The sequence below is a fragment of the Micromonospora sp. NPDC049047 genome, assembly GCF_040649135.1.
Lineage (GTDB): Bacteria > Actinomycetota > Actinomycetes > Mycobacteriales > Micromonosporaceae > Micromonospora.
This window is the reverse complement of sequence record NZ_JBEZEY010000005.1, coordinates 1-11,973: the sequence shown is the minus strand read 5'-3', so window position 1 is coordinate 11,973 and position 11,973 is coordinate 1. Positions and strand designations below refer to the sequence as shown.

Genomic DNA, 11,973 nt, shown 5'->3' with positions numbered 1-11,973 from the left:
GAAGGGCAGCCCTGCCGAGCGGAACGGGCCGGGCGAGGCAGCGCCCCACCACCGTCCGACTCGATCAGATGCTCGCTCGGCAAGACCGCCTCCTCAGAACCGCGCCGATGGAACAGGGTGCCTCAGTGCTTGACGACGCGCAGACACGAGGAAGCGACCCAGTAGGACGCGCCAGTCGGGTCGTCCCACAGTTGGACCTGGTCGCTGCCGGCGGCGAAGGCCAACACGTCGGCCCAGGTACCGACCGGCACCGTACGCACCGGCTGGGTCAGGGCCGAGTCGGCGTACACGGTCGTGGTCGGGCTGCAGATCGTGGTGTACGGGTACCTGTACGCGGCCTGGGCGGGGCCGGCGACGGCGACCGCCGCCACCATGCCGGCGGTCAGGCCGGCGGTCAGGCCGATGGTCGTGATCCTGCGCATGAGACACCTCGTTCGGTCGGGGATGGTCAGCTCTCGATTCTGGTCAGCCAGAGACGCCGGCACATGTCGCGCAAACATGTCGCGCAAACCAGTGACCGGTGCCCGACGAAGGTTGCACCTCTGCTGCCCTGCCCACCGCGCGCGATCCGACCGGGCGGATCGCCACGACCGCGACGGAAGGGCCACACCGGCGACACCGGGTGCCGTGCGGCGGCGGCACCCGGCGACCGGGTGCACCGCGAGCGCCAGCGCGAACGAGCGGCAGCCTGCCGGCACGCTGTCCGCCCTACCGCGGCCGTCGCGGTTTTCGGGATGGCGAGAGACCCTTCGGGTGAACGATGATGGCTGGTCCGCGGAGATTGATGAAGCTGTCGCCATCGTCGTCCCGCGTTGGCCGCGCTGGGCCCGGTCGCAGGTAGGCCCACACGAGACCGGGTCAGATCTCCCCGACCGCAGAGTGGCAGGTCACCGCCGGACGGACCGTCCCTGAACGGATCGGAGAGTTCATGAGAGCCGCATGGGACCGGATCGCGGCACGGAACCGGTTGCTCCGGCTACTGGTACGCGGCGGCGCCCGGCCGGCGGGAGCCCTGTTCGCGCTTCAGGCACTCGGGGCGGTTCTGCCGGCCCTGCACGCTCTGGCGGTCGGATACCTCGTGGCGCGGCCGAGCCCGGCCAGGGCCTGCATCGTCGCCGGCCTGCTCTTTCTCGACCAGACCGGCTGGTTGCTCCGCACGGCGCTCGGCACGCTTGTCGCCCGGCGGATCGATGGCAGCCTACGCGCGACCGTCCGTTCCCTCGCGGCCTCGGCGCCCGGTCTCGGCGAGTTGGAGAGCGCCGAGTTCCAGGACCGCGCCGAGCGGGTGATCGACGGAGGCGTCAGCATGAGCCGCCGCCGCTCGGCCGGCGCCGCGGCGGTCGGCCAGCTGACCCTGTGGTTCCGGATGGTCGGCGCGGCCGCCGCGACCCTCCTGCTCGCCCGGTTCTCACCAGTCCTGGCGGTGTCGTTGCTCGTGGTCTCGCTGGGTGTACGGACGATGCTGCGCCGGCAGTGGATCGGGCTGATCGACGTGCTCGACGCCGACCCGGTCAGTCAACGCAAGCTGCTCTACCTCTCCGAACTGGCGGTCACCGCGGCGTCACACGACGTCCGAATGTACGGCTTGACGGACTGGCTCGGCATGCGCTTCCGGGCGATGGGCATGATCGCGTACGGGAAGGTATGGCGTGGCCTGTGGAGCGTGCTGCGCCGGCAGTGGTTGACCTTCGTCCTGATCACCGCGATGGCCGCCGCAGCACTCGCCGTGCCCGCGATGGCGACCGCCGACGGCAGGCTGCGACCCGACGAGCTGATCACCTACGTGCTGGCGGCCTGGGGGATCTTCGCCATCTCCGGCATGGGCTTCGAGGCTTACGACATCGAGTACGGCCTGCGCGGCATGCAGGCAACTGAGGAACTGACCGCCCGGTACGCGGGCACCGCCCCAGGCGTCGAAGGGCCAACGGCGACGGGCGGGCCACCGACGGTCTGCCTCGAGGACGTCGTGTTCACCTACCCCGGCCGACAGCGACCAACGCTGGACGGGCTGTCGTTGACGCTTCATCCCGGTGAGAAACTCGCCGTGGTCGGTGCGAACGGCGTCGGCAAGACCACCTTCGTGAAGCTGCTCTGCGGGTTGTACCGCCCCGACAGCGGCCGGATCACCGTCGACGGACGAGAGCCTTCCCTCCCGGAGTGGCGCCGCCGGACGACGGTGCTCTTCCAGGACTTCGTTCGCTACCCCGCCAGCCTGCGCGACAACGTGGCGCTCGGCGCGCCTGAACTGCCCGTGAACGACGACGCCGTACGGAAGGCACTCGACCTGGCCGGCGCGGGTGCGCTGGTGGACGCCCTGCCCGACGGGCTGGACACCTCGATGTGGCGCGAGGGCGACGACGGCACCGACGTCTCCGGTGGCCAGTGGCAACGCATCGCTCTCGCCCGTGCCCTCTACGCCGTGCACGCCGGCCGCCGACTGATCGTGCTCGACGAGCCGACGGCACACCTCGACGCGCGGGCCGAAGCGGAGTTCCACGAGCAGGTCGTCAGCCGGGTGCCCGACGTGACGACCGTGTTGATCTCCCACCGTCTGTCCACCGTACGTCCCGCGGACCGCATCGTGCTCTTGCGCGACGGGCGGGTGGCGGAGAGCGGAAGTCACAGTGAGCTGCTCGCCGCCGGCGGTGACTACGCCCGGTTCTTCGCCTTGCAGGCCGGAGCATTCCACTACCGAGCGGAGTCGCGATGAGAAACTGGCTGCGTCTCCTGCGGCGCATCGTCCGGTTGGCTCTGCGCGTCGACCGCCGCAACTCGATCCTGATGCCGTTCCTCATCCTCAGCCAGGGTGGCGTCGTCGCCGCGACCGCGCTCAGCCAGCGCCTGCTCGTCGACGCAGCCACCGCCCGGCTGGCCCTCGGGATCGCCGGTGCCGTGCTGCTGGGTGCCGCGGCGCAGGGCATCGGCGGTGCGCTGGGCCGCGTGCAGGGCAACGTCCTGCTGTACCTCAACGGTCGCGTGCAGCTGGCGCTCAGCGAGGAGATCCAACGGACGGTGTCCGGCATCCCCACGGTGGCCCACGTCGAGCAGAGCGCGCATCTCGACCGGCTGAACCGGTTACGGATGAGCACCGGGTCGCTGGCGGCGCTGCCCTGGTCGGTGCTCGGCGCCACAGCCACCACAGCCAGCCTCCTGCTCAGCCTCGCCCTGCTCGCCTCGGTGAGTCCGGGGCTGTGCCTGCTCGGCCTGCTGGGCGTGCCGCTCATCCTGGCCGCCCGCCGGGCCGACCGGCGGCTGCGCGAGGTCCGGGACGCCACTGCACAACTCGTCCGACACGAACAGCGACTTCACCAGATGTGTGTCACTCCCGAGCCGGTCAAGGAACTGATCATCGCCGGGAGCGCCGGCGAGTTGGGCCGGCGGGCCGGAGCGTTCTGGGACGCGGCGACGGACCGGGAGGCGTCCGAACAACTTCGTGGGGTGGCCGTGCAGTCGCTCGCGTGGCTCGGATATGCCGCGGGTCTGCTGATCACACTCCTGGTCGTCGGAAACCTGGCGCGTGAGGGCCGGGCCAGCGCGGGTGACGTGGTTCTCGTGGTCGCCCTCGCGACCCAACTACTGATGCAGCTCCGGGCCGCACTCGACGGCTTCAGCACGGTGGCCGAGGCGAGCCAGGTCGTCCGCCACTACTGGTGGCTGCGCGACTATGCGCAGCGGTACGCGCGGCCCGGAGTCGCCGCGCCAGCCACGCTCACCTCCGGAATCACGCTGACCGGCGTCAGTTTCCGATACCCGGGTGCGCCAGCCGACGTCCTACACGACATCGACCTGGACCTGCCGGCGGGCCAGACCGTGGCGCTGGTGGGTGAGAACGGCGCCGGTAAGTCGACGCTGGTGAAGCTCCTCGCCGGCATCTACGATCCGACCGCGGGGCAGATCAGCGTGGACGGCATACCGATGAGTCGGATCGACCGGACCGGCTGGCAGAACCGCACCTCCGGGGTCTTCCAGGACTTCTCCCGGTTCTATCTGCTCGTCCGAGAGTCCATCGGTGTGGGGAACATTCGCCGGATCCGGGACAGGGCGGCTGTCGCCGAGGCCGCGGAGCGCGCCGACGCGGCACCCGTCGTGGCCGGGCTGCCCCACGGCCTGGAAACCCCACTCGGCTTCGGCGGCAGCGAACTGTCCGCCGGCCAGTGGCAGAAGGTGGCACTCAGCCGCTCGCTGCTGAAGAACGACGGGACAACGCTCTGCGTGATCCTCGACGAGCCGTCCGCGGCGCTGGATCCGCTGTCCGAGCACAATCTGTTCCTGCGCTATCTCGAGCAGGTGCGCTCCGCCACACTGCGCGGCGCCGTCGTCGTGCTGGTGTCACACCGGTTCACCACCGTACGGATGGCGGACCGGATCGTGGTGCTGCGCGACGGCCGCATCGCCGAGACGGGCAGCCACGCCGAACTGATGGCCACCGGCGGTGTCTACGCCGAGTTGTACGGGCTCCAGGAACGGGCATACCTCGGCGACCCGGGCTAGGGGTCCTGCATCCATTCCGCTGGATGCGGTTCGCTTATCGTTCTTCCCGTTTCCGCTCCCGCCGAGGAGCCGGTGGGCGCGTGATGGTGATGGCGGTCGCCTGCGGCCCGCTGGCCGCATCGGTCAGCGAGTGGCGCGCGACACAGGTCGAGGGACACCGCCGGCAGCAGGTGGTCGAGGCGGTACGGCGCCCGGCGCCCGGTACGATGGGTTCCGGTGCGCCGGGAAGTCTGGTCGGCAGATGGATCCGACCTGTCTTCCGAAAGTTGGCCCGCTTGTGACGTCGAACCCCCAGTCGCCCCCTCGTGTCCTCGGTCGTGGTTCCTGGGCTGAGGCACGGCGCATCGCCGCTGTGCTGCGCAAGGAGACGATCGGTGGCGCGCTGCTGCTGATCGGTGCGGTCCTGGCGCTGATCTGGGCCAACTCGCCATGGGCGCACAGCTACCAGGCGATGACGGCGCTCACCGTCGGGCCGCACGCGCTGCACCTCGACCTTTCGCTGGCGACGTGGGCGGCCGACGGGTTGCTGGCGATCTTCTTCTTCGTCGCTGGTCTCGAACTCAAGCGCGAGTTCGTCGCCGGTGATCTGCGTGATCCCCGCCGGGCCGCGGTCCCGGTAGCCGCCGCGGTCGGCGGCGTACTCGTGCCGGCCCTGCTGTACCTGGTGGTGAACTGGGATGGCGCGAGAAGGGGATGGGCGATTCCGACCGCCACCGACATAGCGTTCGCCCTCGCCGTACTGGCGGTGATCGGCCGGCATCTGCCGACTGCGCTGCGGACCTTCCTGCTGACCCTGGCAGTGGTGGACGACCTGCTGGCGATCGTCATCATCGCGGTCTTCTACACCGCGCACCTGTCGGTGCTGCCGCTGCTGGCCGCGGCGGTGCCGCTGGGCTTGTTCGCGGTGCTGGTGCAGCGTCGGGTGCGCTCGTGGTGGCTGCTCCTGCCGCTGGCGTTCGCCACCTGGGCGCTCGTGCACGCCTCCGGCGTGCACGCCACCGTCGCCGGGGTGCTGCTCGCCTTCGCCGTCCCGGTGCTGCGCTCCACTGGCGCCGGCCCGGGGCCGGGCCTGGCCGAGCACTTCGAGCACCGCTTCCGGCCGATCTCCGCCGGCGTCGCGGTGCCGGTGTTCGCGCTGATGTCCGCCGGAGTGGCAGTCGGCGGGCTCGACGGCTTGGCGGAGGCGCTCACCGACCCTGTCGCAGTAGGCATCATGCTCGGTCTGGTCGTGGGCAAGCCGATCGGTATCCTGCTCGCGACCTGGCTCGTCGCCCGGTTCACCCGGGCCCGGCTGGACGCAGGGTTGGCATGGATCGACGTGGCCGGGCTGGCCGTGTTGGCCGGCATCGGTTTCACCGTCTCGCTGCTGATCGGCGAACTCGCCTTCGGTATCGGCAGCGACGCGGACGGCCGGGTCAAGATCGCGGTGCTGGCAGGCTCCCTGATCGCGGCCGCGCTCGCCATGATCATCTTGCGGGTTCGCAATCGCGTGTACCGGCAGATCTACGAGGCCGAGCAGGTCGACAGTGACCGCGACGACGTTCCCGACGTCTACCAGAGATAGGTCCACCGCGGGTGGGGGCGCCCGGCGGCATCCGCGCGGTCAACGCGGTGTCCCGGGCGTATCGTCGGTGCATGCGCGCGAGCGATGTGGCAATCTCGATGGAAACCGTTACCGAGGACATGCCGGCCCGGGAGGCCGCACGGATCCTGGCGGCGCAGGACCTACCCGGTCTGATCGTGGTGGACACCATGGGCCATCCATCGACGGTGCTGGCCGGCACGCAGGTGCTGCGGATGGCGCTGCCGTCCTACTGCCAGGACGATCCGGCGCTGGCCCGGGTGCTCGACGAGGCCGCTGCCGACGTGATCCTGGACGGCATCGGTAGCCGCACCGTCGCGGACCTGCTGCCCCGCAACCGTCCGGACCTGCCGGCGGTCAGCGCCGACGCCACCCTGCTCGAGGTCGCCTCGGTGATGGCTCGGTCGAACGTGCCACTTGTCGCTGTCGTCGACAGCGACCGGGTAATGACCGGTGCGATCACCCTGGACGGACTGCTCGACCGGATGCTCGGCACCTGAGCGTCAGAAGAACCGCAGCCACAGGTACGGCACGGCCATCGCCACCGAGATCACGGTGACGATGAGACCGTACTTCGTGAACCCCCAGAACGTGATCTTGTGCCCGGCCCGCTCGGCGATACCGAGGACCACCACGTTCGCCGAGGCGCCGACGGCGGTGGCGTTGCCGCCGAAGTCGGCCCCGATGGCGAGCGCCCACCACAGCACCTGAGCCTTGCCGAGCCCACCTTCGGCGTTCACCAACTCGCTCACGATCGGGCTCATCGTCGCCACGTAGGGGATGTTGTCCACGATCGCCGACAACCCGGCCGACGCCCACAGCAGGAGCATGGTGGCCGGCCACAGCTTGCCCTCGACGGCCTCGGTCGCCGACCGGGCGATGCTGTCGATCACCCCGGTCGCGACCAGGGCCCCGACCATGATGAACAGGCCGGCGAAGAACACCAACGTCGGCCACTCGACGTCCTTGGCCACGTCTTCGGCGTTCAGCCGCGACAATGCCAGCAGCAGCAGGCCGCCGAGTATGGCCACCACCGATGGCTCCAGGTGCAGCACGGTGTGCAGGCTGAACGCGAGCAGCACCGCGCCGAGGACCACCAGGCTGATCACGACGAGGCGGCGGTCGCGGATCACGTCCGCCTCCCGCAGCGCCATCACCCGCGCGGCACGCTCGGCGTCGTAGCGGAATGCCTTGCGGAACATGATCCGGCAAAGGCCGATGAACACGACGAGCACGATCAGCACCAACGGGGCCATGACGTTCAGGAAGTCGGTGAAACTCAGCCCCGACCGGCTGGCGATGATGATGTTCGGTGGGTCGCCGACCAGGGTGGCCGCACCACCGATGTTGGACGCCATGACCTCGGCGATCAAAAACGGAATCGGCGGCACGTCGAGCCGCTCGCAGACCAGTAGCGTCACCGGCGCCACCAGCAGCACCGTGGTGACGTTGTCCAGCGCCGCCGACACCACGGCGGTCACCACGACCAGGATGACCATGATCGGGAACGGGCGGCCCCGGGCCTTCTTGGCGCTCCAGATCGCCAGGTACTCGAACAGGCCGGTGCGTTTCAGCACGCCGACGATCAGCATCATCCCCAGCAGCAGGAAGATGACGTTCCAGTCGATGCCCGCCTCTTCGGAGAAGAACGCGTGCTCGGCGTCGGTCGCCCCGATCGCCAGCATGATCGATGCACCACCCAGGGCCACCGCCACCCGGTTGATCTTCTCGGTGGCGATCAGGACGTAGGCGGCGGCGAACACGGCCACCGCGACCCAGGCCAGGGTGCTCATTCGGCGATTCTCCTGTTCTGGTCAGCCGCCATCGCAACGCCGACCAGGCTTCCCGGCACACCTGAGATCAACCTATCAGCCTGGGCGGTCGGCAACGGGCGTGCAGGCCCTCGGCGGAAAGGCGCAACCCGAGCGGGCGGCCGGTGTGGCGGAGGGCCCCCCGACCTCCACCAGCTGAGGCCGCTGGGTTGAGTTGGGATCAACCAGAGGCGATCAGTGGGAGGTAGTCGGCGCGTACCAGGGGTCGGTCGGACAGCGAGCCGTCGGCGCGGGGTACGGCCAATGGCCTGCCGTCGCGCAGGAACATCACGGAGGTGATGTCGTCGCGGCTGGTGAGGGTGCACACGATCTGCCCGAAGGCGAGGACCTCGTCGCTGCGGCCGGCGTCGTCGCCGGGTTCGTCGACAGCGACCTGGGCCTGCGCGCCAGTCACTGTCACACCTGCGGCGTTCACCGCTCCCGGCAGCGCGCTGGTGAGGTCGTTGTCGCGTTCCGCCGCCGTGGGTCCGCCGAGCAGGTCCCGTAGCTGGCCTTCGATCCTGGCTGGGCGGTCGACGCGTCGGGCCACCGGGATGATCCGATTGTCGCGGACCAGGCAGAGCGTCTCGGTGGCGGGGCCGGCCGGCGCGATCGCATCGGCTGGTGCCGACCGCTGGAACGGGCCCGGCGGGGGCTGCACGGCACGGGGTGCGTCGTCGGTGGGAATCCCACAACCAGTCAGCGCCGCGACGAACGCCACTGCGACGAGATACCGAGGGTTCATGTCAGACAGTCCATCAGGGTGACGCGGAAGCGGGCGCCGCCGCCGGGGCGGTCGGAGACGGTGATGTGACCGCCGTGCGCGGCAGTGTGCTGGCCGACCAGGGCAAGGCCGAGCCCGGTGCCGTCACCGGCACCGCGGGTGTGGGCGGCTCGACCGCGAACGAAGCGTTCAAAGATCACCTCGCGGTCCTCGACGGGCACACCCGGGCCGTCGTCGTCGACCTCGATCACACCAGCGCTGCCGTCGCTACCGAGCCGGATGGACGTCGGGCCGCCGCCGTAGGTCACGGCGTTGTCGAGCAGATTCGCCAGGACCTGCGCGACGCGTCGCCTGTCGATCCGCCAGGTCGCGGGCGTGGCCGGCGCGAGGTGGACGATCGAGCCCGGCAGGTCGAGAGCGTCGCAGGCGTCGCGGGCCAGCGCCGTCACGTCCACCAGGGTGCGATCGGCGGGCTGGTCGCTGCGGGCCAGGTCGATCAGGTCGTTGACGAGCCGCTGGAAACGATCGATCTCGTCGGCGACGAGCCCGGCCGCGAGGGCGGTTCGCTCGTCCTGGTGTTCGCGGCGGCGGGCCAGGACGCTCGCCGCCGCGGCCAGGGTCTGCAACGGGGAGCGCAGTTCGTGGCTCACGTCGGCGGCGAAGCGGCGGTCGCGTTCGATGCGCTGGGCGAGCCGGTCGACCATCTGGTTGAACGAGGACGACAACCGGGTCAGGTCGGGGTCCACGGCCGGGTCGAGGCGGGCGGTGAAGTCCCCGGCGGCGATCTTCTCGGCGGCGTCGGCGACCGCCGTCAACGGCCGCAGGCCGTGCCGGGTGGCGTACCACCCGAGGGCGGCGCCGGACCCGGCCACCATGATCGCAACGGTGGTCAGCGCGAGAGCCAGCACCTGGAACGTCTGCTCCAACTCGATCAACGAGTTGACCTCGAAGTACGTTGCCGTCGCGGACAGGGGCACCCCGACCACCAGGGCGGTCTGGCCGTTGACGCGGACCCGCTGCACCGCCGGCCTGCCAGCCGCGACGACCCGCCGCAGGTCGTCCGGGATGGCGGTGGTGGTGCCCGGGTCGGCGGTGCGGGCGTACCACTCGCCGTCCAGGTGCAGCACGGGCCGCCGGCTGCCGCCGGTATCCAGCGACCGGAGCACCTCCACCACGTCGGGGGTGTCGGTGTCCAGGCCGGCGCGGACGACAGCGGCGTCGAAGTAGGCGGCCCGCAGTGCCGTGCGTTCCCGCTCGTCGATCAGGGACCGGCGGGTCAACCCGTAGGAGACGAGCGCCATCGACGCCGAGAGCAGCAGCGCGCCGACGGCGAACGCGGCAGTGACCCGGGTACGCAGACCGAGCCGTCTCATCGCTGCAACTTGTAACCCAGACCCCGCAGGGTCACCAGGTGCTTCGGGTTCGCCGGATCCGACTCGATCTTCTGCCGCAGCCGGCCGACATGCACATCGACCACCCGCTCATCACCGTTGTCATACCCCCAGACGCGGCTGAGCAACTGCTGGCGGGACAACACCCGGCCGGCGTGCTCGGCCAGCTCGCAGAGCAGCCGGAACTCGGTGCGGGTGACCGGTACGGGTCGGCCCGCGCAGCGTACCTCCCCCGCGTCGGGGCTGATCTCCAGTGCACCGAAGGCCAGCACGGGCACCGGCTCCGGCACCGCGACCGTGCTACGGGCCCGGCGGCGCAGGGCGCGCAGCCGGGCGGTCAGTTCCTTGATCGCCACCGGCTTGACGACGTAGTCGTCGGCGCCGGCCTCCAGTGCGGCCACGATGTCGTGGGTGTCGTCGCGGGCGCTGACCACGACGATCGGCACGTCGTCGTCCCGGCGGATCTGCCGGATGCACTCGAAGCCGTCCAGGCCGGGCAGCATCAGGTCGACAAGCACGTAGTCGGCCGGAGCGCGGCGTTGGTCGCGCAGCCCCTCCTCGGCGGTGGCCGCACCGACGGCCTCGTAGCCCTCGTCCTCAAGGGCGAGCAGCAGCGCCAGGCGGATCCGGTCGTCGTCCTCGATCACCAGTACGGCCGTCATACCCGGCATCATCCCCAGACCACGGGCCTGGCGACCAACCCTGACGACCGGCCCACGGATTTGTCACGCAACTGTCATACATCCGCGCGGTGACCGCCAAGTGGGCACGGCACGGTCGTAGGCGACCGGGTCCGTGACTGGGAGGGGCACGCCTGTGACAGCGCCACCGGCACCGACGCCGTGCACGTTACCGCTGGTCGAGGTAGGCGTCACCGAACTCGACCTGGACTGCCTGCCGGCGGCCGGAGCCGTATTCGACAAACTGCTGACCCTGCGCCCCCGGCAGATCATCGTCGACCTGTCGAAGTGCCAGCACATTGACGCCGCCGCGATCGGCCTGCTGCTCGATGTGCACCGGCGGCTGGCGCGTACCGACGGTGTCCTCACCGTCCGTGACCCGAATCCCCGTATCGAACGCATCCTGCACAGTGCCCGCCTCGACCGGGTGCTGCGGATCGTCGCCAGTCCCCCGTCGGGCCCGCCCGTCCCACCGGCACAGGAGCAGCAGCCTGATTCGGCGCAGCCGGCGCTGACCGGTCATGGCCGAACGTCCGTGCGAGGCCCACACCGACAAGCCCGTTAGGCAGATCGACGTCGGCGCGGTCCCCCTCCCCGCGATCGACGACAGACAGCGTGGGCTATGCCGGAATCCTGAAGCGCAGGCTTCCGGAGCATCGGTCCACCCCCCGGAAGGACACCAGAATGACAGTCGTCCCGGACGACCACCTGATGACACTGATCTGCGACACCTGCGGCGATTCCGTCCGGGCCAGCGCCTGTGTGCTCCCCGACGCCGAGGTCGTCTGGACCCTGGTGTCCGAACAGGGCTGGAGCGGCTCCCCCTTCGCCACCGGTCCGCACCGTTGCCCGCACTGCAGCCTGCTGCCTACCTCTGGCGGCGGTAGCGCACAGTGCGACAACCACGGTCCAGGCGGCATCCTCGGCATCGACCATCTCGACGACGTGACAGTCGTCGTCGTCACCGGCGACATCGACCTCGACACCGGTGACACCCTGCGCGCGGCCCTGCGCCACGCGGCCGACATGGGCGGACACGTGGTGATCGACCTCACCCGGGCGCACGTCATCGACTCCACAGGTCTCGGGCTCCTCGTCCGCGCCCACTGTGATGCCCGCGATCGGGGGGTCACGCTGTGTCTGGCCGCGCCGTCGCGGTTCATCCGTACGGTCCTGCACACCATGCGCCTGGAGGCAGCGTTCCCGATCTTCGACAGCCGCGACGATGCCCTCGTTCAGCTGTCCGGGCGGACGCGGTCAGGTTCTCCGGTCTCCGCGGCCGTGACAACCGCCC

General features: G+C 70.3%; 10 protein-coding genes and 1 pseudogene. 6 read left to right on the top strand and 5 right to left on the bottom strand.

The window, feature by feature from the left end; all coding sequences use genetic code 11:
* Positions 1-122 precede the first annotated feature (122 nt).
* Positions 123-422 carry a hypothetical protein gene (locus AB0B86_RS09980; RefSeq protein WP_357402336.1) on the bottom strand — a complete coding sequence of 100 codons (300 nt, stop codon included), beginning with the start codon at positions 420-422 and terminating at the stop codon, positions 123-125.
* A gap of 506 nt (positions 423-928) precedes the next feature.
* Between AB0B86_RS09980 and AB0B86_RS09975 the strand changes: the two genes are divergently transcribed.
* The 4 genes from AB0B86_RS09975 to AB0B86_RS09960 all read left to right on the top strand — a co-directional run bounded on the left by AB0B86_RS09975 (position 929) and on the right by AB0B86_RS09960 (position 6,573).
* Positions 929-2,710 carry an ABC transporter ATP-binding protein gene (locus AB0B86_RS09975; protein WP_357402338.1) on the top strand — a complete coding sequence of 594 codons (1,782 nt, stop codon included), beginning with the start codon at positions 929-931 and terminating at the stop codon, positions 2,708-2,710.
* Positions 2,707-4,491 (top strand): ABC transporter ATP-binding protein, encoded by a 1,785-nt coding sequence (locus tag AB0B86_RS09970; RefSeq protein WP_357402340.1) that lies wholly within the window; start codon positions 2,707-2,709, stop codon positions 4,489-4,491. Before AB0B86_RS09975 ends, AB0B86_RS09970 begins: the two co-directional genes overlap by 4 nt.
* 241 nt (positions 4,492-4,732) lie before the next feature.
* Positions 4,733-6,055, top strand: coding sequence for a Na+/H+ antiporter NhaA (nhaA, locus tag AB0B86_RS09965; RefSeq protein WP_357402342.1), 1,323 nt, complete (start codon positions 4,733-4,735; stop codon positions 6,053-6,055).
* Positions 6,056-6,126: 71 nt separating this feature from the next.
* Complete coding sequence (locus tag AB0B86_RS09960; protein WP_357402344.1) at positions 6,127-6,573, top strand: CBS domain-containing protein; 447 nt, start codon at positions 6,127-6,129, stop codon at positions 6,571-6,573.
* Between the two features lie 3 nt (positions 6,574-6,576).
* Here AB0B86_RS09960 and AB0B86_RS09955 read toward each other — a convergent pair whose 3' ends face one another.
* The 4 genes from AB0B86_RS09955 to AB0B86_RS09940 all read right to left on the bottom strand — a co-directional run bounded on the left by AB0B86_RS09955 (position 6,577) and on the right by AB0B86_RS09940 (position 10,661).
* Positions 6,577-7,866 (bottom strand): ArsB/NhaD family transporter, encoded by a 1,290-nt coding sequence (locus AB0B86_RS09955; RefSeq protein ID WP_357402346.1) that lies wholly within the window; start codon positions 7,864-7,866, stop codon positions 6,577-6,579.
* A 199-nt stretch (positions 7,867-8,065) separates the two neighbouring features.
* Entirely contained in the window at positions 8,066-8,629 is a 564-nt protein-coding gene (locus AB0B86_RS09950) for a GerMN domain-containing protein (RefSeq protein WP_357402349.1), read from the bottom strand.
* Complete coding sequence (locus AB0B86_RS09945) at positions 8,626-9,981, bottom strand: HAMP domain-containing sensor histidine kinase (RefSeq protein ID WP_357402351.1); 1,356 nt, start codon at positions 9,979-9,981, stop codon at positions 8,626-8,628. The genes AB0B86_RS09950 and AB0B86_RS09945 overlap by 4 nt, the downstream gene beginning before the upstream one ends.
* The gene (locus AB0B86_RS09940; RefSeq protein WP_357402353.1) at positions 9,978-10,661 is read right to left on the bottom strand and encodes a response regulator transcription factor; all 684 of its coding nucleotides are present in this window, start codon (positions 10,659-10,661) and stop codon (positions 9,978-9,980) included. Before AB0B86_RS09940 ends, AB0B86_RS09945 begins: the two co-directional genes overlap by 4 nt.
* A gap of 133 nt (positions 10,662-10,794) precedes the next feature.
* On the opposite strand from AB0B86_RS09940, the gene AB0B86_RS09935 reads away from it, so the two are divergent.
* Together AB0B86_RS09935 and AB0B86_RS09930 are read left to right on the top strand one after the other, a co-directional pair.
* Positions 10,795-11,244 (top strand): STAS domain-containing protein, encoded by a 450-nt coding sequence (locus tag AB0B86_RS09935; protein ID WP_357417296.1) that lies wholly within the window; start codon positions 10,795-10,797, stop codon positions 11,242-11,244.
* A gap of 119 nt (positions 11,245-11,363) precedes the next feature.
* Positions 11,364-11,888 (top strand): annotated as a pseudogene (locus AB0B86_RS09930) (STAS domain-containing protein); the annotation flags it as partial.
* Positions 11,889-11,973: the final 85 nt, after the last annotated feature.